This window comes from Sorangium sp. So ce406 (assembly GCF_051474675.1).
In the GTDB taxonomy this organism is placed as follows: domain Bacteria; phylum Myxococcota_A; class Polyangia; order Polyangiales; family Polyangiaceae; genus Sorangium; species Sorangium cellulosum_G.
Map to the genome: position 1 here is coordinate 4128048 of NZ_CP150340.1, position 22613 is coordinate 4150660.

Annotated in this window: 17 protein-coding genes; 9 read left to right on the plus strand and 8 right to left on the minus strand. The window is 70.6% G+C overall.

Annotated features, from left to right (window positions below; all coding sequences use genetic code 11):
- Window positions 1-238: 238 nt before the first annotated feature.
- Window positions 239-2284: a rhamnogalacturonan lyase gene (locus WME96_RS15300; protein WP_437290842.1), complete on the plus strand. Its 2046-nt coding sequence runs from the start codon at window positions 239-241 to the stop codon at window positions 2282-2284.
- 163 nt (window positions 2285-2447) lie between these two features.
- Here WME96_RS15300 and WME96_RS15305 read toward each other — a convergent pair whose 3' ends face one another.
- The 3 genes from WME96_RS15305 to WME96_RS15315 form a co-directional block, all read right to left on the minus strand.
- Window positions 2448-3200, minus strand: a complete 753-nt coding sequence (locus WME96_RS15305) for a hypothetical protein (RefSeq protein WP_437290843.1) — start codon at window positions 3198-3200, stop codon at window positions 2448-2450.
- A gap of 129 nt (window positions 3201-3329) precedes the next feature.
- Complete coding sequence (locus tag WME96_RS15310; protein ID WP_437290844.1) at window positions 3330-4712, minus strand: DUF1552 domain-containing protein; 1383 nt, start codon at window positions 4710-4712, stop codon at window positions 3330-3332.
- The gene (locus WME96_RS15315; protein WP_437290845.1) at window positions 4712-6331 is read right to left on the minus strand and encodes a DUF1592 domain-containing protein; all 1620 of its coding nucleotides are present in this window, start codon (window positions 6329-6331) and stop codon (window positions 4712-4714) included. The genes WME96_RS15310 and WME96_RS15315 overlap by 1 nt, the downstream gene beginning before the upstream one ends.
- A gap of 703 nt (window positions 6332-7034) precedes the next feature.
- On the opposite strand from WME96_RS15315, the gene WME96_RS15320 reads away from it, so the two are divergent.
- The 7 genes from WME96_RS15320 (at window position 7035) to WME96_RS15350 (ending at window position 14584) form a co-directional block, all read left to right on the plus strand.
- Complete coding sequence (locus WME96_RS15320) at window positions 7035-7850, plus strand: class I SAM-dependent methyltransferase (protein WP_437290846.1); 816 nt, start codon at window positions 7035-7037, stop codon at window positions 7848-7850.
- Between the two features lie 84 nt (window positions 7851-7934).
- Window positions 7935-8891, plus strand: a complete 957-nt coding sequence (locus WME96_RS15325; protein WP_437290847.1) for a TauD/TfdA dioxygenase family protein — start codon at window positions 7935-7937, stop codon at window positions 8889-8891.
- Between the two features lie 145 nt (window positions 8892-9036).
- Window positions 9037-9615: a c-type cytochrome gene (locus WME96_RS15330; RefSeq protein WP_437290848.1), complete on the plus strand. Its 579-nt coding sequence runs from the start codon at window positions 9037-9039 to the stop codon at window positions 9613-9615.
- 409 nt (window positions 9616-10024) lie between these two features.
- Window positions 10025-11200 (plus strand): PAS domain-containing protein, encoded by a 1176-nt coding sequence (locus WME96_RS15335; RefSeq protein WP_437290849.1) that lies wholly within the window; start codon window positions 10025-10027, stop codon window positions 11198-11200.
- Window positions 11201-11462: 262 nt separating this feature from the next.
- A complete protein-coding gene (locus tag WME96_RS15340; RefSeq protein ID WP_437290850.1) occupies window positions 11463-12614 on the plus strand; it encodes a ferritin-like domain-containing protein in 1152 nt (383 codons plus the stop codon).
- A 97-nt stretch (window positions 12615-12711) separates the two neighbouring features.
- Window positions 12712-13122 (plus strand): VOC family protein, encoded by a 411-nt coding sequence (locus WME96_RS15345; protein WP_437290851.1) that lies wholly within the window; start codon window positions 12712-12714, stop codon window positions 13120-13122.
- 280 nt (window positions 13123-13402) lie between these two features.
- Window positions 13403-14584 (plus strand): PAS domain-containing protein, encoded by a 1182-nt coding sequence (locus tag WME96_RS15350; RefSeq protein WP_437290852.1) that lies wholly within the window; start codon window positions 13403-13405, stop codon window positions 14582-14584.
- Window positions 14585-14874: 290 nt separating this feature from the next.
- Here WME96_RS15350 and WME96_RS15355 read toward each other — a convergent pair whose 3' ends face one another.
- The 4 genes from WME96_RS15355 to WME96_RS15370 all read right to left on the minus strand — a co-directional run bounded on the left by WME96_RS15355 (window position 14875) and on the right by WME96_RS15370 (window position 20503).
- On the minus strand, window positions 14875-15549 hold the full coding sequence (locus WME96_RS15355; protein WP_437290853.1) for an O-methyltransferase: 675 nt from the start codon (window positions 15547-15549) through the stop codon (window positions 14875-14877).
- Window positions 15550-15744: 195 nt separating this feature from the next.
- The gene (locus WME96_RS15360; protein WP_437290854.1) at window positions 15745-17679 is read right to left on the minus strand and encodes an alpha-amylase family glycosyl hydrolase; all 1935 of its coding nucleotides are present in this window, start codon (window positions 17677-17679) and stop codon (window positions 15745-15747) included.
- Window positions 17680-18032: 353 nt separating this feature from the next.
- Window positions 18033-19364 carry a cytochrome P450 gene (locus tag WME96_RS15365; RefSeq protein WP_437290855.1) on the minus strand — a complete coding sequence of 444 codons (1332 nt, stop codon included), beginning with the start codon at window positions 19362-19364 and terminating at the stop codon, window positions 18033-18035.
- A gap of 173 nt (window positions 19365-19537) precedes the next feature.
- Entirely contained in the window at window positions 19538-20503 is a 966-nt protein-coding gene (locus WME96_RS15370) for a hypothetical protein (RefSeq protein ID WP_437290856.1), read from the minus strand.
- Between the two features lie 295 nt (window positions 20504-20798).
- Here WME96_RS15370 and WME96_RS15375 point away from each other — a divergent pair, with 295 nt between their 5' ends.
- Entirely contained in the window at window positions 20799-21818 is a 1020-nt protein-coding gene (locus WME96_RS15375; RefSeq protein WP_437290857.1) for a metalloregulator ArsR/SmtB family transcription factor, read from the plus strand.
- 11 nt (window positions 21819-21829) lie between these two features.
- Here WME96_RS15375 and WME96_RS15380 read toward each other — a convergent pair whose 3' ends face one another.
- Complete coding sequence (locus tag WME96_RS15380) at window positions 21830-22609, minus strand: NAD(P)H-dependent oxidoreductase (RefSeq protein WP_437290858.1); 780 nt, start codon at window positions 22607-22609, stop codon at window positions 21830-21832.
- Window positions 22610-22613 lie beyond the last annotated feature (4 nt).

Below are 22613 nucleotides of genomic sequence, written 5' to 3' on the forward strand. Positions count from 1 at the left end.
TTCACCATAAAACTGAGCTGGCATGCCAGCTGGCCTCGCTGTGTTGCTCGGAGCACAGCCGCGTTCTCGCGAGGGGTGTTCAAATTTCCAGCCCATCGAGAAAACGCACGACATGAGCGGTCGAGGTGATTGAGTCTGCGCCGATGTCACAACCTAGGCCAGCAACCAGAACATCATGCCGCTCACGGCCTGGCGGCGAACCGCCGACCGGAGGCGGAGCGGCAACGCGAGGTAATTCATGAGGCGCCCTGTTCTCTCGATCTGTTTCTCGCTCGCTGCCGGGCTCGTGGCATGCGGGTCGAGCGATACCGGCGCCGGCGGCGTCGGCGGCGACGGCACCGGCACATCGTCCGGAGGCGACGCGACCGGCACGTCGTCCGGAGGCGGCGCGACAGGCACGGCGTCGTCCGGAGGCGGCGCGACAGGCACGGCGTCGGGCGGCGGCGCTGCGTCGGGCAGCGGCGGCGCGGGCGCGGGCCCCGGCGCGGGCGGCGGCGGGGGCGTGCCCGCGCCGACGGGGTTCGCGCAGATGGAGGACCTCGACCGCGGCGTCGTGGCCGTTCCCACCGACGGCGGCATCTACGTGGGCTTCCGCCTGTTCGGCTACGATCCCGACGACATCGCATTCAACGTCTACCGGGACGGCACCAAGGTCAATGACGCGCCGATCACGGACTCCACCAACTTCGTGGACCGCGGCGGCTCTCCGAGCTCGGTCTACACGGTGCGGCCGGTCGTCGGCGGCGTCGAGCAGGGCGAGTCGGAGGCCGCGTCCGTGTGGAAGGATGGATCCCTGTCCATCCAGACGACGCCGCCGCCCGCCGGGGACGGCTACACGTACTCGAGCGGCGACGGCAGCGTGGGGGACCTGGACGGCGACGGCCGGTACGAGATCGTCGTCAAGTGGGATCCGTCGAACCTCCAGGACAACTCGAAGGCTGGCCGCACCGGCAAGACCTACCTGGACGCGTACACGCTCGACGGCGAGAGGCTCTGGCGCATCGACCTCGGCGTGAACATCCGGGCGGGGGCGCATTACTCGCCGTTCCTCGTCTACGATCTCGACGGCGACGGGAAGGCGGAGGTGGCCGTCAAGACCGCCCCGGGGACGCGCGACGGCAAGGGCGAGCTCCTGAGCAAGGGGCCCGCGGCCGGCGACGACGACGCCAGGGACTACCGCAACGGCGACGGCTACATCCTGACCGGCCCGGAGTACCTCACCGTGTTCTCCGGAGAGACCGGCGCCGAGCTCGCCACGACGGAGTTCAAGGTAGGGCGCGACGACCCGTGCAGCTGGGGCAACAACGAGTGTTACGGCAACCGCGTCGACAGGTTCGTCGGCACGATCGCGTTCCTCGACGACACTGGGCGTCCGAGCGCGGTGTTCGGGCGCGGCTACTACGCGCGCACCACGCTCTCGGCCTGGAACTACCGCGACGGCGCGCTCTCGAACCTCTGGACGTTCGACTCGAGCTCGAGCCGCGACAACGGGAAGTTCGCCGGCAAGGGCGCCCACTCCATCAGCGTCGCGAACGTGGACGACGACCCGCAGCAGGAGATCATCAACGGCGGCGCCACCTTCGACCACGACGGCACGGGCCTCTGCACCGTGGACTACTACGCTCACGGCGACGCGCTGCACGTCACGGATCACATCCCGTCGCGCCCCGGCCTCGAGGTGTTCATGCCGTACGAGGGCGGGGAGTCGCCCGCGTACGCCATGCGCGACGCGCGCACGTGCGAGGTCATCTGGCGCGGGCCCGGCAACGGCGGCGAGGAGGGGCCTGGCCGGGGCGTGGCGGCGGACGTCGATCCGCGCAACCCCGGGAGCGAGGCGTGGGTGAACAACAGCCAGCTGCTGAGCGGCTCGGACGGCAAGAGCGTCGGGAACCGCCCCGCGTCGAGCAACTTCCTCATCTGGTGGGACGCGGACCTGAGCCGCGAGCTCCTCGACGGCAACGGCATCCGCCAGGCCGACGGCGAAGGCGGCAACTTCACGGCCGACGGGTGCGCCGCGAACAACGGCACGAAGAGCAACCCGACCCTCAGCGCCGATATCCTGGGCGACTGGCGCGAGGAGGTGATCTTCCGCTGCGGCAACGCGATCCGCATCTTCACGACGAGCCAGCTCGCGAAGAACCGGATCCACACCCTGATGCACGATCCGCAGTACCGCGTCGCCATCTCGTGGCAGAACGGCGCCTACAACCAGCCGCCCCACCCGAGCTTCCACATCGGGGAGGGGATGGCCCCGGTGCCGAAGCCGGACATCCACGTCCGCTGAGACACCCCGGGCCGCCGCGGCCCTCCGAGCACGTCGTCACCGGACGACAGCCGAGCCTTGCTGTCGTCCGGTTCCAGCCAGCGATCCCTGCGGCGCGATCACGATGGGGCCGGCGCCCCTGGGGATGAACCCGTCGACTGGGTTGACCTGGCCGTCGTGGCGGTCAGGGCTGCGCCACCTCGACGGACTGCACGTCGAGCTGGATGAGCTGACCGACATAAGGCTCGGGCGCCGGGGCGATGCCGTCCACGACCAGATGCTTGAAGTTGGCGATCTCTATGCCGTTCTGACCGTCGCCCAGGAAAGACACGGTGGCTCCACCCCGGATGGGAATGGTCTTCGTGTGGTCGATGAGGAACGTGTCGTGACCCACGTTGGGGCTGTCGTTGAGGTAATAGACCTCCGGCGGATCGGAGACAGTGAAGCTGTAGACGTTGTACGTCGCGTCGTCGGGCGTGCCGCCCACGCGAAAGTGCATGCCGTCGGGCGTGCCGCCCCGGTACCTCATCGGCTCGACGACGCCGCGTAGCCGGACCGTCACCTGATAGATCGTGTCGGGCGAGCCGCCGAACGTCCTTGTCTCGTCGACGTGCGCGGACGTCGAACACTCGTCGCTGCCGCCCGGATCGCGATCGCACGGCATCTCCCAGCGGAAGCCGTCGATGCTGGCGGCCGCGGCGAGCGGGTCTTCGCCGCTGCCGCCGCTGCCGCCTTCCCCGCCGCTGCCGCCTTCCCCGCCGCTGCCGCCTTCCCCGCCGCTGCCGCCGGACCCGCCGGAGCTCGCGCTGCTGGAGGCGCTCGTGCTGGTGGACGCATCGGCTCCCCCGCCCGGACCGCCAGCGCCCGTGGAGCTGGAGGTGCCCTGGTCTGCCGGAGGCGGGTCGGCATCGGAGCCACAGGCAAGAGCTACCATCATCACAGGGATCGTAAGAAGAGATACTCTCATAGGATACCACTCCGGCGAGGGCGCCGGTGTAAAGGCTGAAGCTGCTGGACGTCGTCTCGTCCACATCGAAGCAGCCGGTGTGTCCCCCCCGGGGGGTGGCTACGTCAGGTTGGTGAGCGGCCCGGTGCAGTACCGCGGGTCGCCGAACGTGTCGCGGGTGTCGCCGAACAGGTTCAAGATCGAGACGAGCAGGTTGTTGTGCGGGAGGTTCGGGTACCGGAGCCAGCGCCCGGTGCGCAGGCCGCCGCCGCCGCCGGCCAGCAGGAACGGCATGTTCGTCTTGTTGTGGCTCGGCGGATCCGAGAGCTCGGAGCCGAAGAAGACGACGCTCTCGTCGAGCAGCGAGTGGCCGCCCATGTCGACCTTCTCCATCTCCTGCAGGAGATAGAGGTGCTGCTTCGAGTACCAGTTGCAGATGCGCTCGCACTCGTCCGGCTTGAAGCCGCCGTCGTGCTGGTAGTAATGGTGGTGCTCGGTCAGGTTGAGCCAGGGGAAGGTGTGCTTCGCCTCGGTGTCGCTCCACTGCAGCGTGCCGACCGCGGTGATGTCGCAGGCGAGCGACATCACCAGCATATCCATCATGAGCTTGCCGACCTTGGGGATCGCCGCGTCGGTCGAGGTGTCCTTGATCGAGCCGTTGTCCGAGGAGTTGAGCCCCGTGCGCGGATTGTAGTCGGACGTGTCGACCCGCTCCGGCGCCTTGCACGCGCTCGTCTCGACCGGCACGTTGTTGAGGCTCATCTCGATCTCACGGATCTTCGTCAGGTGCTGGTCGATCTTCTGCTTGTCGGCGGCGCCGAGCCGCGAGGACAGGGCGGAGTAGCGCCCGTCGAGGAAGTCGAGGATCGATCGCTTTCGCGCGAGGCGACGGGCGGCATCGTTGCCGGCGGTGGGATCCAGCGTGCCGAAGAGCTCGGTGAAGATCTCCACCGGATCGAGGCGCGGCGGGATCGGCTTGAACGGCGCGGTGGTCTCGAAATTCGCGGCGTTCATCGGCGACACCAGGCCGTGGGACTTGCCCGTCGCCCAGCGCACCGCGATCTCGATGCTCGCCTTCGCCTTCTGACCGGCGGAGATCCGGGAGGCGATCACCTGATCGATGGAGGGTCCGTTGCCGTAACCGCCGTTCGAGGAGCCCTCCTGAGCCGTGCCCGTGAGCCAGGCGATGATCCCGCTCTGGTGCTGCTCACCGCGCGCGCTCTTCAGGTCGAGGCCGTCGACGACGAGCAACCGGTCCTGCACCGGCGCGAGCGGCGACAGGATGGGGCCCAGGGTGAAGCTCGTCTCGCTGCCTGTCGGCCGCCAGCGGTTGATGACGGTCCCGCCCGGCGTGTAGACCGAGAGGAAGCGCTTGGCGGGAGCCGGGGCCGCGCGCGCCGTGCGCTCGGGGCCCATGATCTCCAGCCAGGGGAGCGCGATGGCGATGGCGCCAGCACCGCGCAGCACGGCACGTCGGCTCAAGCGAAAGTTCGACATCACCATCACTCCTCTCGGGCAGCCATGTAGTGGAAAGCGTCCGTCTGCGTGAGCTCGATCAGGAGCTGCTTCACGTTGTACCCGGACGCCTTGAAGGCGGCCGTGACGTCCGTCTTGGTGCAAACGTCCTCGGAGCGCAGCGTGAGACCATAGCCGTACTCGGCCCAGCGCGAGGCGAAGCAGCTCAGCACGTCCTCGTTCTCGGCGAGCTCCCGCACCAGCTCGATCGGCCCGCTCACCGTGACGTCCGTGCCCGGGACCCCGCCGCTCGCGTCGATCTGCACGTCGTTCTCCGTCGTGCGGAACTGCCCGACAGCGTCGTAGTTCTCGAACGGAAACCCGGCCGGATCCAGGAACTGGTGGCACCCCGCGCAGACAGGATCCTGGCTGTGCTGGCTGAAGCGGTCCCGCGCCGTCGCGCCGGTGTACGGATCCGGCGGCTTCACCCGCTCCAGGATGTCGCCGGTGGGGAGCGGGATCTTCTGGCACATCAGCTTCTGGATCACGAACGAGCCGCGGATCACGGGGTTGGTCGTGTTCGAGTGCGTCGTCCCGGCCATCACGCCCGCCTGGGTGAGGAGCCCGAGGCGCTGGGTGGTGTCGAGCTGCACCTGCTGGAACTCGTCGCCCGTCACGCCCTCGACGCCGTAGAACTTCGCGAGAGGACCGTTCATGAACGAGTACGGGGCCGTCAAGATGGCCGGCCAGGTGCCGGTCCCCTCGAAGATCTCGTGCTCGAGGAACCGCTGCGTCTCTTCGCGCATGAACGAGCCGAGCGTCCGCGAGAAGGTCGGGAACGCCTCCGCGCTTCTCTCGAGGTCCGCGAGGTTGCTGATGGGGAGCAGGTTGTCGAAGAAGAACCGGACCGTGGTCCGGAACCGAGGGTCCTCGATCATGCGCTCGGCGTGCGCCCGCACGCCCTCCTTCGTCGAGAGCTCGCCTGCCTGCGCCGCCCTGCGCAGCTCGTCGTCGGGCATCGTGCCCCAGAGCAGGTACGAGAGCCGCGTCGCCATCTCGTCGCCCGTGGGCCGGCGGAGCTCGGGGCGTTCCGGGTCGGGTGTGCCCCATTCGATGCGGTAGAGGAAATCGGGCGATTGAAGCAGCCCCTCGATCACCGTGGCGATGCCCACGTCGAACGTCGCATCCGTCCGCCCGACGGCGTAGAGCGCGAGGAGCTCGTCCGCCTCGCCGGCGGCGAGCGGCCTTCGGTAGGCGAGCGGCGCGATCCGCTCGATGATCGTGCGCGCGCACGCTTCCTCGCTCTCCCTCGTCACGCTGCTCGCGCACGGGGCGAGCTTCGCGAGCGCCTCCTTCGTGGCTGTCGCGCGCCGGGCGACGCCCTCCGCGACGGTGCCGAGCTGCTCGGCCAGCAGGCTCGAGACCGACAGGGCGTCGGCGTCGTTGCCAAAGCCGTTTCCGACATCCTCGCTCGGCAGCGAGAAGGCTGGCTCGGTCGTGTCGCCGAAGAGGTCGCGAACCGTCTTGTTGTACTCGAACCGTGTCAGCCGCCGCAGCGGCGCCCGGCCGGGGTGAATCGCGCCATCCTCGCAGGCGCTCGGGTCGACCGTGGTGGGGGTCTCGGCGTCAGGCTCGCCCACGCCGCCCGCGTTGCCCCCGTTGCCCACGTTTCCAGTGCAACCGCTGGCCACGATCAACGCGATCGGGACAGCTGACCTGAGGCCTCTGAGAGGCCTCGCCTGCTCATGGTTCAAGGATGTGTACATCGATGCCGCTCTTCGCCCGCTCAGGGCGCGCTGAAGTCCCATCATCGAACAACAAGAATTCTTTTATGAGTACAAATTGTCATGCTGCCCTCCCCCCGGGAGGGCCCTGCTGGTGTGTACGACGTGTCGGCGCCGTTCGAGCTGACCAGTGCTCCGGTGAGAAAGTCAGGGAATCATGTCGAGGGACGTGCTGTGTTCCGGCGGGCGCGCCATCGCCGATCTGCCCCCGACGAGCCGTGACGCGCCGCTCCCTGGCGGCGGACTGGCCGGGAGGGATGAGCGAAAGCAGGAGCCAGCGGAGCACTCGTCAGGCAGTAGCGGTTCGCCCTCGGATCGGCTCACCGCGAGCGTGAATACAGCGGAGATGGAGCTTTGTTTTGAGGGCGTAGCCCTGCGGGCGGGCGAGGTGCGGCCTGCGCAACACGAGGTGCTGGCGGCGTGCTCGTGACGCAGCACCCGGCGGGCGACGCCCGGCAGGAACCCGTGGAAAACGCTGGCACGGCGCGTGCGACGTGAGGGGGTCGACGTGGGCGTCGACGGGCGCGGGCGAGGACGTCCCGCCGCCGAGAGCGCCCGGCAACCCTCTTCTCTCCGGAGCCGTCGCATGAGTGGACTCAGTCTCGTCTTCGATACGCCGCAGCTCGCACAGGACTACGAGGTACGCAGCGCCGAGCGGCAGTTCCGCCACGGCCAGCGGCTGATCGCCGAGCTCGGCGTGCGCGCCGGCGAGCGCGTGCTCGACATCGGGAGCGGCACCGGGCTGCTCGCAGAGCACGTGGCGGGTATCGTCGGGCCCACGGGCCAGGTGCTCGGCATCGACCCGCTGCCGCTGCGGATCGAGATCGCCCAGCGCAAGGCCAAGGCGAACCTCTCGTTCCGGGTCGGCAACGCCTACGCGCTCGACGAGCTCCCCTCGGGCAGCTTCGACGTCGTGTACCTCAACGCCGTCTTCCACTGGCTCCCCGAGAAGACCGAGCCGCTGCGGCAGATCCATCGCCTGCTCAAGCCGGGTGGGCGGGTCGGGCTCACCACGGGCGCGAAGGACCACCCGAACCGGCTGCAGGCCATCAAGCGGCAGGTGCTGTCGCGGGAGCCCTACGCGCGCTATCCGGAGTCCAAGGCCGGCACGCCCCACTGGGTCACGGCCGATGAGCTCTCGAGCCTCCTCGGCGGCGCCGGCTTCGCCGTGCAGAAGATCGAGGCCCAGGAGAACGTCCACTACCAACCTGACGGACGCGCGGCGATCGCCTTCTCGCAGGCGAGCTCGTTCGGCAATTTCCTCGGTCACCTGCCGGAGTCGCTGCGCACCCAGGCCATCGAGGACATCCAGCGCGAGCTCGAGGCGTTCCGGACGCCCGAGGGCATCCGACTCGAGGGAAAGCGCCTCTTCGCCATCGCCCACAAACCCGCGTCGCACTGAGCAGTCCACCGGCCCGTCGAGCTCCGCGCCGCGGCGTGATGTCGCGGTGCGGACCGGCCGACCCCGCAATCAGGAGAACTCCGCATGAGCGCCACAGTGAACCAGAGCAGCAATGTCCTCGAGATCGTGCCGATCGCCGGCCGGATCGGCGCGGAGGTGCGCGGCGTGCGCCTCTCGGCCGATCTCGACCCCGCGACGGTGAGCGAGATCCGGAAGGCGTGGCTGCGTTACAAGGTGATCTTCTTCAGGAACCAGCACCACCTCGACGATGCCGGTCAGCAGAGGCTCACCGCGCTGTTCGACGGCAAGCCCGTCGCGCACCCGACGGTGCCGGTCGTCCAGGGCACCGACTACATCCACGAGCTCGACTCGCGGTACGGCGGCCGCGCGAACTCATGGCACACCGACGTCACGTTCGTCGACGCGTACCCGAAGGCCTCGATCCTGCGGGCGCTCGTGATCCCCGCCCACGGCGGCGATACGGTCTGGGCCAACACGGTCGCGGCGTACCAGGACCTGCCGCCCGCGCTGCGCGAGCTCGCGGACAAGCTGTGGGCGGTCCACAGCAATCAGTACGACTACCAGGCGCGGAAGCCGCAGTCGTCGGCGGACGACGTGCGGCGGTATCAGGAGGTGTTCACGTCGACGGTCTACGAGACCGAGCACCCCGTCGTGCGCGTCCACCCCGAGACCGGGGAGCGGTCGCTGGTGCTCGGCCACTTCGTCAAGAACCTCCTCGGCGTGTCGTCGTTCGACTCCGCGCACCTCTTCCAGGTGCTCCAGGAGCACGTCACGCGCCTCGAGAACACCGTCCGATGGCGCTGGGCCGTGGGCGACGTGGCGGTCTGGGACAACCGCGCCACCCAGCACTACGCGATCAACGATTATGGCGATCAGCTCCGCGTGGTGCGCCGGGTGACGGTCGACGGCGACGTGCCGGTCGGCATCGACGGCCGACGCAGCGTCACCCGCAAGAAGGCGCCGCGCGTCGCTGCGACGAGGACCGAGAGCGCCGGCGTCCCGGCGGCTGCCACGGCGTAGCGCGGCGAGCAGCGGCAAGGGGACACCGCCTGGGCGCCGGCGGGACCAGCTTTCCGGGGCGCAGCGCCCGGGCCGGCGGCGGCCGACGGATGGGTCCTTGACGGCGGGGATCGCGTGCGCTTCATCTGCGGCGGAGGAGTGCCGCGTGGGTACAGCGAGCAAGCGCGACGACGCCCGAGGGGGAGAGCAGAGCACGGCGCACGTCGTGGTGATCTTGCTGATCGTGGCCTTCGGCGTGCTCGCGTTGCCGTGGATGGTCCTGCGCAAGCTGGAGGGCCGCGCGCTGCCGCCGGGCGGCAGCCTGGGCTCCGGCGTCACGGCCGATGACCTCGCCCAGGGCGGCAAGATCTACTATCGCTCGTGCACCAGCTGCCACCAGGCGAGGGGGGAGGGCAAGCCCGGCCGCTATCCGCCCCTCGTCGGCACGTCATGGCTGCTCGACGACGCGGAGACCCCGATCCGGCTCCTGTTGCTCGGCGCGACCGGCCCGATGGAGGTGAACGGCGTGGTCTACAACGACGTGATGCCCAACCTCGGCGTGACGCTCTCGGACGAGGAGATCGCGCTGGTGCTCACCTACGTGCGATCGAGCTGGGGGAACAGCGCGCCCGCGATCACGAAGGACGACGTGGCGCGGGTGCGCGCCTCGCTGGGCGACCGGCAGGCGCCGTGGGCCGGCGGCGCGGAGCTCGCGGCGGCCCGGGCGACCCGCGTCCTGCCCTGAGGTGCGCTGGCCGTAACTGACCGTATTGCAATAGAGATTTGGCGCGCGGCGGCTCGACGGGGGGCCGGGTGTAGAGCGCCGTGAGCACCGGCTCGATGCGCGCCGGCCGGGCCGCGAGGAGGCGGAGGAAGACCGCGTCGAAGAAGCAGTAGGGCAGGCGGCGCGGGGGAGGAAGCCTCGGGGATCGTCGAGAGGTGCGCCTCGATCATGAAGCCCGCGATGTCGATATGCCCTCTGGCCGATCATGCCTGCTGAGCCTGGCGCCGACTCCAGAGGACAGACCTGGACAGCCGTTCGGTGACAGCGGCGCGGCTGTGGACAAGACAGCTCCCGAGATGTGCGCGCGATACGCTCGGCGCGCCGCTGACAGGTGGCTCACGGTTGTCGCGCCGTGATATAGGCCTTGTCGGTGTTCTCCCCGGGCTTTGCCGAACGTTGCTTCTCGCTCCATCCCGCGCCGCAGGCGCTGCTGCGCCCTGACGGGTCGATCGCCACGGCGAATCCCGCGCTGGCGCGCGCGGCGGGCGTCGACCGCGAGCGGGTGCGGGACGTCCACATCGCCGAGCTGGTGCACCTCGAGGATCGCCGGCAGGTCGAGTCGTGCCTGGTGGACCTCGGGCGCGGGGAGCAGGCGCGCTCGTGGCGCGCGCGCCTCCAGCCGCCGGGCGCCGGCGCGCGCTGGATGGACTGGAGCGCCGCGGCGCCCGCGGGCGAGCGCGTCGTCCACGTGATCCTGCACGACGTGAACCAGCTCCACGAGGCCGAGCGCGCGGCGCGCGAGCGCGAGCGCTTCCTCTCGTCGGTGTTCAGCAACCTGGTCGGGATGGTGTACCGGTGCCGCAACGAGCCGGACTGGCCGCTGGAGTTCATCACCGCCGGGTGCCAGCAGCTCACCGGGTACTCGCCAGAGCAGTATGTCGATCACCGGGTGATGTATGGGCACCTGATCCACCCCGAGGACCAGGCGCGGGTATGGGACGAGGTGCAGGCCGCGCTCGGGGTGCGCCAGCCGTTCACGCTGCGTTATCGGATCACGACGGCCGAGGGCGAGGAGCGGTGGGTGTACGAGCAGGGGTGCGGTGTCCGCGCGGAGGACGGCGCGCTGCTCGCGCTCGAGGGCTACGTCACCGACGTCACCGAGCGTGTGCGCGCGGAGCAATCGCTCGCCGAGAAGCTGCACCTCATCGAGGCGCAGGCAGAGGCGATCCGCAACCTCTCCACGCCGATCATCGAGGTGTGGGACGGGGTGCTCATCCTGCCGATCGTGGGCTTCGTGGACCGGGAGCGGGCCAACCAGATGACGGAGGCGCTGCTCGACGCGGTGGTGACGAGCGGCAGCAGCCATGTGATCGTCGACCTGACCGGGGTCGACATCATCGACACCGAGGTCGCGAGTCACCTGATGAAGATGCTCGACGCGGTGCGCATGCTCGGCGCGCAGGGGGTGCTGTCGGGCATCCGGCCGGAGGTGGCGCGGACGATCGTCGCGCTCGGGGTGGATCTCTCGCGCCTGCCCACGCGCAACGGCCTGCGGGACGCGCTGCTCGACTGCATCCGCGCGAGGAGCCGCGCCGCGCGTGCGTGAGTGACGGCGAGGGCCTGGTCAGCTCCGGCGCACGCCGGAGCGAGCCATGGAACGCAATCCGACCGCGCCCCTGCCGGCCATCGCGTTGCTCGTCACGTGGGCGCCTGTCTTCAGGGCGCCTGCGCCAGGGCGCTTGCGCCAGCCATGACCGCCCGATCATGCCCTGCCCGCGCGCGGGGCGCGCGTTCGGCCTGGCTGCGAGAGAGGCATTCGTCGTGCATGGGGGGCGCCCACGGCGATTCCCTTGCCGACGAGGTCCCCGATGAACACCGCACATGCCTTTCGCCTGACGCTCGCCCATCGCCTCTTCGCCCTGCTCGCGCTGCCCGCCGCGGGCGCCTCCGCCGGCTGTCTCAGCATGAGCAGCTGTCCCGACAATCCGGAGCCCGTCTCCAAGGTGGCCTGCTTCGCGTGGCCGCAGGACGACGCAGGCGGCGCAGGCGGCGGCGCAGGTGGCGAGCCGCTCGCGTGCCCATCGCGGTCGGAAGGGCAGGAGATCCTCAATCAAACGTACTTCGCGTCCCACTCCGTCAAGAGCGACGGCACCTTCAAGGACGGCGAGTGCTGCTATGAGGCCTACGTCATCCCGATGTGCGAGGGGCGCCCGTACCTCGTCGACGAGCTGGCGCGGACGGCGCCCTCCGTGCGCGCCCGCCGCGACGCCGGGTGGGGCGCGGCCGAGGCCATCTCCCCGCGCATCGATCACCTGTCCGCCGATCTGCGGGAGGCGCTGGCCGCGGCGTGGACGCGCGACGCGCTCTTCGAGCACGCGTCCGTGGCCTCGTTCGGCCGCTTTGCCCTCGAGCTGCTCGCCGCGGGCGCGCCGGCCGGCCTCGTCGAGGAGGCGCACCGCGCTGCGCTCGACGAGGCCCGCCACGCGCGCCTCTGCTTCGCGCTCGCGAGCGCCTACGCGGGCGAGGCGATCGCCCCCGGGGCGTTTCCGTTCGAGGGGCGGGTGGAGGTCGAGGCGGACCTCGCGTCGATCGCGGCGCGCGCCGCGAGGGAGGGCTGCATCGGCGAGACGCTCGCGGCGGTGATCGCGGCCGAGGAGCTCGGCGCCGCGGAGGACCCGGCGGTCCGGAGCGCGCTCTCGATCATCGCCGCGGACGAGGCGCGGCACGCGGAGCTCGCGTGGCGCACGGTGGCGTGGGCGATCGGCGCGGGCGGCGAGGGCGTGCGCGCGGCGGTGGAGGCGGTGTTCGCCGGGCTCGAGCGCGCGGATGCGTGGGAGATCGCGGACGGGGGGGAGGACGACCGCGCGGAGGGCGCAGCGCTCGCGTCGCACGGGCGGTTCGGGGCCGCGGCGCGCGCCGAGGCGGCCGCGCGCGCGGTCGCCGAGGTGGTGCGGCCGGCGGCGAAGCTGCTCCTGGCGCGGCGCGGGGACGGCGCGGCCCGGAGCGAGATGGTGGTCTGAGCGCAAACTCCCTTCGGTTCACGCCGTCGCGTCGCGTCCGCGCGTCCGCGCGGCGCGCGCGTTGTGTGGTGACGCGCTCGGCCGCTAGGCTGGGCGCATGTCCGACCTGCTCGTCAACATCGATGTTCCGGCGCTCGACCCTGCTCTCGCGTTCTATACACGCGCGTTCGGCCTCCGCGTCGGGCGACGCTTCGGCGACGCGTTCGTCGAGCTCCTCGGCGCGGCGGCGCCGATTTACCTCCTGGTGAAGCCGGCTGGCAGCGCGCCCGCCGGCGGCGCGTCGCCGCGCGACTACCGGCGCCACTGGACGCCGGTCCACCTCGACTTCGTCGTCGACGATCTCGAGGCCGCCGCGCGCCGCGCACAGGAGGCCGGCGCGGTCCCCGAGGCCGACATCGAGGTGGCCGCGTGGGGACGCATGCTCCGCCTGGCCGATCCCTTCGGCCATGGCATCTGCCTTCTTCAGTTCAACGGCCGCGGTTACGACGAGATCGCCACCCCCGGCTGAGCGCGGCGCGCGTCCCGGCGCCCTGTTCCTCGGCGCGACCGCGCCTCGAATCCTCTCACGTGGAGAACGGCGATCCTCAGGGGGCGCCCCGACCAGAACGCCGGAGTTCCCCACGTTCCCAGATTCGAGCCAGGACGGCGCGCGGCCAGACGGCCATACAGGCTCATCCATATACCGCGTTGAAGGCCAACGGATCGTTGCCCAGAGGCTATGCAAACCTTGATATACGAGCCGTGGAGGAGTCGCCCGGCAGGGCGCGACACAACACGAGAGGAGCCCCATGTCCGTCGTCTCATCGGAAGCACTCCTGAGCTCGCTCAGGGAACCGGCTGCCATGCTGGACCACGAGGGGCACGTCCGGGCAGTGAACACGGCGTGGTCCCGGCTCGACGTCGAGCAAGCGCTCGCGGGCGGCCGCTTCGCCGTCGCGCGCGATTACCTGGCGTGCTGCGCCGAGGCCCGTAGCGCGGAGCTCGTCGAGGTGCTCGCGCGAGGGGTGCGCGACGTCCTGGCCGGACGGTCGCAGTCGTTCACGCTGGAGTACGCCTGCGAGCGCGCGGCGCCACCGCGCCATTTCGAGCTCGTCGCGAGCGCGCTCGCGGCCGAGGGCGGCACCGGAGCGCTGATCACCCATCACGATGTGACCGACCGCGAGGAGCTCGCGGCCGCTCGCCGCCAGGCCGACGCGCGTTTGAAATACGTCCTCGAGATGCTGCCCGAGGGATACTGGGAGTGGGACATCGCGACCGATGTGGTCTATTACAGCGACCGGTGGTGCGAGTCGCTCGGGTACGCTCCGGGCGAGCTCGAGCCGAACGTCGGCGGATGGGCGAAGCTGCTCCACCCGGACGACGTGTCGCGCGTCATGGAGGCCGTGAACGGCTATCTCGAGGGGAGAACCCCGAGCTACCACTGCGAGACCCGGCTCAGGATGAAGAGCGGGAAGTACCGGTGGAACATCGATCGTGGGAGGATCGTCGCCCGGGACGCGAGCGGAAGGCCGCTGCGCATGGTCGGGATGGAGATCGACATCACCGCGCGGCGGGAGGCCGAGCTCGTGATCGAGGAGCAGTCCAGGCGGCTCCGGGATCTGTCGACGCCGCTGATCCCGATCACCGACAAGGTCGTGGTGATGCCGCTCGTCGGGATCGTCGACGCGCAGCGCGCGGACCAGGTGCTGTCCACGCTGCTGGACGGCCTCAGCCGGACCCAGGCGAGCGTCGCGATCCTCGATGTCACGGGGGTGAGCCTCATCGACTCGCATGTCGCGTCGGTCCTCGTCGATGCGGCGAAGGCGGTCGCGCTCCTCGGTGCGCGCGTCGTCCTCACCGGCCTTCGCCCCGAGGTGGCCAGGACCCTCGTGAAGCTGGATGTCCCGTGGGGCAACATCGTGATGCGCGGGACGCTCCAGTCGGGCATCGCCTATGCGACCAGCGCCGAGCGCGCCCCATCCCCGTCCTGACGCCGGCGCCGGCGCGCGCTGCCCCGCTCGGGGCATTCAGGAGCTGATCGGCCGTCAGGTCTGCAACGCAGCGATCTCAGGAACGAAATCCTCAGGGCAATCCTGACGGGTAACTCCGCGAAGTGACTGGAGAAAGCCCCTGGCCCACGTCCTGCTAAGAAGGGATGGCAGAGCGCCCGTGACGGCTTCCCCCCCCCGCCGTCGAATGGGCGCTCTGTTTTTTGTGCTCCGGCAAAGCGGGCGCCGGGGGTCGCCGCCGCGGGCGGCTGGCTGGCACCCGGCCACGGCCGCTACGGGTCGGCGGTGACGAGCGCGATGGCGAAGCCGTCGTACCCCTTGCTGCCGACGGTCTGGATCGCCGTCGCGCTCACGCGCGGCTCGACGGCGAGCAGCTCGGTCAGGCGACGCGCGCCCTGGACGTTGGGATCGGCGCTCTCGGGGTCGACCACGGCGCCCTTGCGCACGACGTTGTCGATCACGATCACGCTGCCGCGGCGGGAGAGCTTGAGCGCCCACGCGAAGTAGTCGGGATTGCTGGGCTTGTCGGCGTCGATGAAGATGAAGTCGAACGGGCCGCGGCCCTCGGCGGCGAGCGCGGGCAGCGTGTCCAGCGCTCGCCCCAGGCGCAGCTCGACAACGTCGGCCAGGCCGGCGCGCTCGAGGTTGGCGCGGGCGACCTCGGCGTGCTTCGGGTTCGATTCCAGCGTGATCAGGCGCCCGCCCGCAGGCAGCGCCCGCGCGAGCCAGATCGTGCTGTAACCCCCGAGCGTGCCGATCTCGAGGATCGCGCGCGCGCCCTGGATCCGCGCGAGCAGATGCAACAGCTTGCCCTGGTTCGGCGCGACGTTGATCGCGGGGAGGTCGGCCGCGGCGCTCGCCTCGAGCGCCCCATCCAGCGCGGCGTCGGCGGGAACGAGCAGATCGGTGATGTAGCGATCGACGGCAGACCATTGCTCCTGAGCCATGAATCTCTCCTCCTCGGCGGCGACCACGGCCGCCGCGCGCGCGTGCGCTGCGCGTTCGGAATGTGAAAAAATCAGGTAGTGGTGGATCTGAGCCTCTGGAAGGGCGGCTCCCGGCCAGGCTCGATGCTGGACGTGTGTCCGTTATAACAGATGGCGCGCTGAGGCACACCCCCTGCGGCGGCGCGCGGATCGTTCCTACCGGGGCACGAGGACCCGGACGTCCCAGGGCGCGAGATCGAGCGCGAGGGAGCGGCCGTGGAGGCGCGCGGCGGCGCCGCTCAGGCTGTCGCGCAGGCCGCCCCGCGCGTGGCCGGCGAACGGCTCCGGGACGACGATCTGCTTTCTCACCGGTCGGTCGCTGAAGTTCAGGACGACGAGCGCGAAGCGCGACGCGTCGTCGCCGTGCCGGAGGTAGGCGAGGATCTCGTCGTCCGGCCCGGCGTGCACGGTGAGCAGCCCGGGCGCCCGGAGGGCCGCGGTGGAGCGCCTGAGCCGGATCAGCCGCTCGTAATGCCGGGCCAGAGCGCCCGGCGCCGGCCGTGAGACCGGCTCCAGGCCGCCGTAGGGCTCGTACTCGGCGCCGAGCTCGTCGAAGGAATAGACGCACGGGATCCCCGGGAGCGTCAGCAGCGCCGCGGCCGCGACGCGCGTCATCCCTGGGCCATGGCGCGTGATGAAGCGCGCGCCGGTGTCGTTGTTGTTGATGAACCGCAGCGTGCGCTCGGGGCGCGAGGCGCCCGCCGCTGTCGCGGAGAGCGCCGCGCCGAGCCGCGCCGCGACGCCGCGCGGCGCGCTGAACACGTCCTTCCAGGCCCAGTGTCCGAGCTCCTCGGTCCAGTCGTAGGCCGCGTCGAACCCGTTCTGCAGGTAATAGGGGTCGCGCGCGGAGGCCTCGGCGATCAGCGACAGCTCCGGGTTCACGCGCCGGAGCTCCGCGGCCCAGGTGGACCAGAGCGCGCTGCGGCGGTCCTTGATGCCCCACGCGGCGTCGACGCGGTAGCCGTCGATGCCGAACCGCCGTACCCAGTGCAGCGACACCTCGAGCATCCAGCGCTCGACCTCGGCGTTGTCGTAATTGAGGTTCGGCAGGTGCTCCCAGTCGAAGTAATGGGTGGGCTCGCCGCCGTCGTCGCGATCGTAGAACGCGAACGTGTGGGAGCGGCCCTGGCGCTGCTCGGCTTGCCGGAAATACGGGTGCTCGGCGGAGGTGTGGTTGGGCACGAGGTCGAGCAGCACCCGGATGTCGCGCCGGTGCGCCTCGTCCACGAGCTCGCGGACATCGCGCTCCGTTCCGTAGTCGGGCCGCACGGCGAAGTAGTCCGTGACGGCATACCCGAAGTCGCCCGGGGGCGCGCCGAAGAGCGGAGACAGCCAGATCGCGGTGACGCCGAGCTGCTGGAGCGCGGGCAGGGCGGCGCGGACGCTCTCGAGCGGCGGATCGCCGAAGAAGGGCGGCACGACGCCGTAGAGGATGGCGTCGTCGATCCACGCCCGCGCGTTCGCTCCCGGGCGTGCGTCGGGCGGCGGCGCGACGCGCGCGGCGTCGCGGCGGCCGCGCTCGTCCTGGACGCGGAGCTCGTAGAGCGCCGGATCGGCGGCGGCCGCGGCCGGCAGCTCGAGGCGAGGGCCCAGCCCGAGCCGCTCCGGCGTCGCGGCACCACGCAGCCGGAGCCACTCGAAGGCGACGACCTCGGCGCGCGAGCGCTCGCTGGGCTCGCTGCTCGCCGCGTCGAGGAGGAGCTTGCCGTCGGCCCACGTAGCGCGGGCGCGGGCCCTCGGCGCGTCGCGCAGCCTGACGTGGTAGGTGACGGGCGGGGAGGCCAGGTGGCCCGAGCCCGTCTCCCGGCAGCGCGCGACGATCTCGTTCTCGCCCTCGAGCAGCGGGACGTCCGCGGAGAACCGCCGCGGGGGCTCGATCGCCGCGGGGATCGACTCGCCGCCCACCTGGACGACGCAGCCCTCCAGCGTGCCCGGCCCGGCGAGGGCGCCCTGGATGCGCGCGCTCCAGGCCCAGACCTCGGCGTCGCCGGCGTGCAGCTCCAGCCGGGCTTGCGTCGTCCGGGAAGGGGGCGGCGACGGTGAGGTCGCGGCCGATTCGCAGGACGACGCCGCCGAGAGCAGCGCCGCCAACCATCCGAGCCTGGCGAGCGGCCGCGGGCTCCGCGCCGGACAGCGGGGGTGCTGTCGCCGAACAGCGGTGCTCGCGTCGAACGGCGCGACCGACGGCGATTGGCATGCACGCAGGGGGGAGGAGGTCAATCGATCGACAAGGGATCTCGGCATGGCGCGGCGCGGGGAGCGGGGGAGCCCTTCTATTCCGGAACTGCCCCCAGCGGATCTCCGCAGCGGAGGACGCGCGGAGTTTTATGTCGTGATTTCCTCCGTCTCCTCCGTGCGCGAGTGTCGCAGCGGACACCGCGGCGCCGGCGCAGACCGGGTGTCCTCCTCGACGGTGCGCTCCTGCGCTGGAGGCGCGGCCAGCGCTACGCGGCGCGAAGGGCGCTGCGGTCGCGGGCGCGCAGGGCGACCGGGACGCCGCCCGCGGGGCCCAGCGTGACGTTGCGTCGCGCGGGGCGCGGCGGCCGGTCGTCGAGCAGCTGGAACTGCCACGCCGAGAGCGCCACGCCGAGCACGATCTTCATCTCGAACATCGCGAAGGCCGCGCCGATGCAGCGGCGGTTGCCGCCGCCGAACGGCAGGTACTCGAACGGAGAGAACTTGCGCTCCAGGAAGCGCTCGGGGCTGAACCGGGAGGGCTCGGGGTAGAGCTCCGGGCGGTGGTGCACGAGCAGGATGCAGGGCGCGACGCCCGTCCCCGGCTGGAGCTCGTGCTCGCCGAGGCGGAACGGCTGCGCCACGAGGCGCGGGACCTCGGTCGCGATCGGGTACAGGCGCAGCGCCTCCTTGCACACCGCGTCCAGGTAGGGCAGCGCGGCGAGGCGCTCCGGGTCGGGCTCCGGGCCGAGGGCGTCGATCTCGTCGCGCAGCCGCGCGAGGACGCCGGGGTGGCGGTGCACATGATCCAGGGCCCAGGCGAGGGCGAGCGCGGTGGTCTCGTGACCGGCGAACAGCAGGGTCCGGAGCTGGTCGAAGATGGCCTGGTCGCTCATGGCCGAGCCGTCGTCGTAGCGGGCCGAGACCAGGAGGCTCAGGATGTCGTCGCCCGGCGTCGCGCGCGCGCGCTCGATCTGGTCGCGGAAGAGGGCCTCCAGGGTCTCGACGCGCCGGCGGAAGCGCGCGTAGGGGCCGAAGCCGCCGAGCTCGCGCTGCAGGAGCGGCAGGAAGGCGAGCGCCGGGGTCACCGCGTCGCCCATGGCGACGACCGCGCGGGCGAACGCGCGCGTGCGCTGCGGCTCCTCGACGCCGAAGACGGCGCGGATGATGACGTCGAGCGAGATCGCCTGCGTGATCTCCTGGGCGACGGCGCGGGGCGCGCGCGCCGCCTCGGCGAAGCGGCGGGCGGCGGTGTCCGCCATGATCGCCGCGTAGGCGCGCATGCGATCGCCGTGGAACGGCGGCGTCAGCAGCTTCCGCTCGCGCCGGTGTCGCTCGCCCGAGAGCATGAGGAGCGAGTGCTCCCCGAGGAGGGAGGCGATCGATTTGACGGCGTAGGGGACGAACGTCTCCGGCGGCGCCGTCATCACGTCCTGCACCGACGCGGCGCTGCCGGCGATCACGACGTCGCCGTTGTACATCGGGATGTTGAAGACATCGCCGTAGGTGTCCGCGCACCGGAACAGGAACTCGAGCGGATGCGCGAGGAACTGGTAGGTCGTGCGAAGTCGGCCCTGCGGGCCTCGGGGTAGATGGCTCATGGCGTACCTCGGGAGGGGCTCGCCCCCGGCGGCGCGCGGCGCCTCACCGGGAGCGATGTAACGATGGGCACGCCGCGGCGCCGCCGCAGCGGCGCCGGGCGCCAACGTTGCGACGGATCGCGCCAGGCCCGGCTTGCGGGGGGACGGGGCCGCCCAGGGGCGGAGTCAGCGTTTCAGGAGAGCACGTCGGAGGCGCTCTTGGCCCCGAGGACGTTGTCGACCCACCGATCGAGGGTCGCGGGGTCTGTGCACGCCTGGATGCGCGCGCGGTCGTCGGCGGTCAGCGCGATCCCCGCGCGTGCGATCAGCCGCAGCAGGGCGTCGCGCTTGCCCTTGAGCTCCCCCTCGCGGACGCCTTCGAGCTTGCCCTCGCGGATGCCTTCGAGCTTGCCCTCGCGGATGCCTTCGAGCTTGCCCTCGCGGATGCCTTCGAGCCTGCCGCGCTCGATGAGCCGCTCGGCGAACGCGGGGAAAGTTGCCTTGCCTTCGGTCTGCCGTTCCATGATCAGCGCCTCCAGGGCCCTCCGCATCGGGTCACGCAACGCATTGTAGACGATCTGGAAGTAAACGGCCGCGTGCTCGCGGTCGAACCGTCCGAGCGCACCGAGCGCGGCCTGCACCACGGCGAGCCCGTTCGGTCCGTTGCCATGCGCCACCGCCGAGAGGATGGCGAGCTCCGTCTCCTTTTCCGCCTCGGCCTGATCCGTCACCTCGGGCACGATCGCCGGACCGATCACCAGCGGCTGGAGCGTCCCGAGCCCCAGTCCCAGGTCGATCTTCTGCGCAGCCCAGGCCGCCACCTCGGCGTCGGGCGCGACGACGACGACCACGGCCTGACACTCCTTCTGTGCCCGCACGACCGCGACGTAGACGGGCCACGAGTAGGACTTGCGCCGATCGATGTCGCGCTGGAGCTCGAGGACGATGGACAGCACGACCGCGCCGCGATCGTCCCGGAGATCGAGCACCAGATCGGCGCGGAACTCGACCGGGATCAGCTGATCGAGCGAGGCCTCGACCACGGCGACCGTGGTGTAGGGCGGCAGATCGAGGTGAAAGAGAAGTTTGAGGAGATGGGGCGCGAGAGATGGATTCTCGCGGAACATGTCGACAAGGCCGTTGTGCTCGAGTGTCGGCATGAGCGGAACGCTACTGCGCGCCACACGGAGGGGCAAGCTGAGAACAGGCATTTCGGGCATGCGTCGATGAGATGCGAATGGTGAAATGAGCTCCTGTTCAACCACGTAATGAGACCTCATGGCATGGCTCGACGCGTCCCCGCGTCCCCGCGTCCCCGCGTCCTCTGCGACCGAGGCGGCCAAAGGTCAGGCGAACGGTTCGCGATGAAGCCCATCGCGCCACGTCACGAAAATCTGATTCGACGTCCATCGAAACAGCTTGACGGGCGCCACGCGGCGCCGCAGATTTGTTTCGATGACCATCGAATCGGATTCTCCAGCGCGCGCGCTGGGCGTCGAGGCGCGCGTCGGCGTGCTCAAGGCGCTCGCCGACGCGTCGCGGCTCCAGGTGGTGAGCGCCCTGATCGGGCGGCCTCACTGCGCCGAGGAGCTGGCCGAGCGGCTGGGGCGCTCGGCGTCGACGGTCTCCTTCCACCTCCGGAAGCTCGACGAGGCCGGGCTGGTGACGAAGCGCAAGACCCAGTACTACCAGGTCTATGCGCTCCGCGACGACCTGCTCCGCCTCACGCTGAAGGAGCTCGTCGCGCTGCCATCCGCGGGCGACGGGCCTGCGCAGCGGCGCGCGGAGCGATCCCGGACTCAGGTGCTGCGCGCCTTCTTCCGCGGGGGCGTGCTGGTCCAGATGCCGAAGCAATGGCGCAAGCGGCGCATCGTGCTCGAGCAGTTCGTGGGCAGGTTCCAGGCGGGCCGGAGCTACCGGGAGCAGGAGGTGAACGAGATCATCCATGCCCTGTACCCCGATCACTGCACGATCCGGCGCATGCTGCTGGACGAGGGGTACATGACGCGAGACGGCCAGCTCTACAGGCTGATCGAGGCGGAGACGAGGACACCCGAGGCGGAGACCAGGACGCCAGAGGCAGGAGCGAGGGAGGCGGGCGTGAGCAAGGTGGAGACGCGCAAGGAGCTGAAGCGGCAGTATCTCGAGACCCCGAAGCAGGCGGGGGTCTTCCAGGTCAAGAACACGGTGAACGGCAAGGTCCTGCTCGGCAGCAGCACGAACCTCCATGGGCCGCTCAACAAGCACCGTTTCATGCTGTCGAACGGCATGCACATGAACCAGGAGCTCCAGCGGGACTGGAAGCAGCACGGCGCTGACGCCTTCGCGTTCGAGGTGCTCGAGGTCGTGCGGCAGAAGGACGAGCCGGGGTTCTCCGTGTCGGATGAGCTCACCCTTCTCGAGCAGATCTGGCTGGAGAAGCTGTCGCCCCTCGCGCCGCGCGGCTACAACACGGATGTGCGGATCCGCGAGTGAGCCGGCGCGACTCAGGCCCGGTGCAGCCTGAAACCCTGCTGTCCCGCCCCGCCGAGCCCTTCCTTCAGCTTCATCGACGGGATCTCGTAGTCACCGTGGTTCTGCGGCCGGTAGGCGATCGGCCGCTCGGCGAACAGCCCATGTAGGCGCCGGTCGAGGTCGGCCGTGATGGCCCGGAAGCGCTCCTCGTTCATCCGCTCGGCTCGGTAGACGACGAACGGATCCAGCACAGAGAAGCCGGGGTAGAAGAGGATGCCGTGCTGGATCGGGAACAGCAGGTCATCCATCGGCCCGTTGATGCCGCGCTCCGCGTAGTGATCGGCCCAGCCGCCCGCGGTGACCACGAGCATGGCGCGCTTGCCGGCGAACACGCCCTCGCCGTAGCGGTCGCCCCAGCGCCGGTCCGAGTGCTCGCCGACGCCGTAGGCGAAGCCGTGCGCGAAGACGCGCTCGACCCAGCCCTTCAGGATCGCCGGCATCGAGAACCACCAGAGCGGGAACTGGAGGATGACGGCGTCGGCCCAGAGGAGGCGCCGCTGCTCCTCGGCCACGTCGGATGTCTGCGTGCCATTGGCGAACGCGCGGTGCGAAGCGTCGATGAGGCGCAGGGGTGCGTCTCCGGGCTCGGCCGGGAAGTCGGCGCCATCGAGCGCCGCCTTCCACCGTTGCGCATAGAGATCGGAGACGAGCACCTCGTGCCCGGCAGCGGTGAGCGTCGCGACCATCCGGTCGCGGAGCGCACCGTTCAATGAGCGCGGTTCGGGATGCGCATAGACGATGAGGATGTTCATGCCT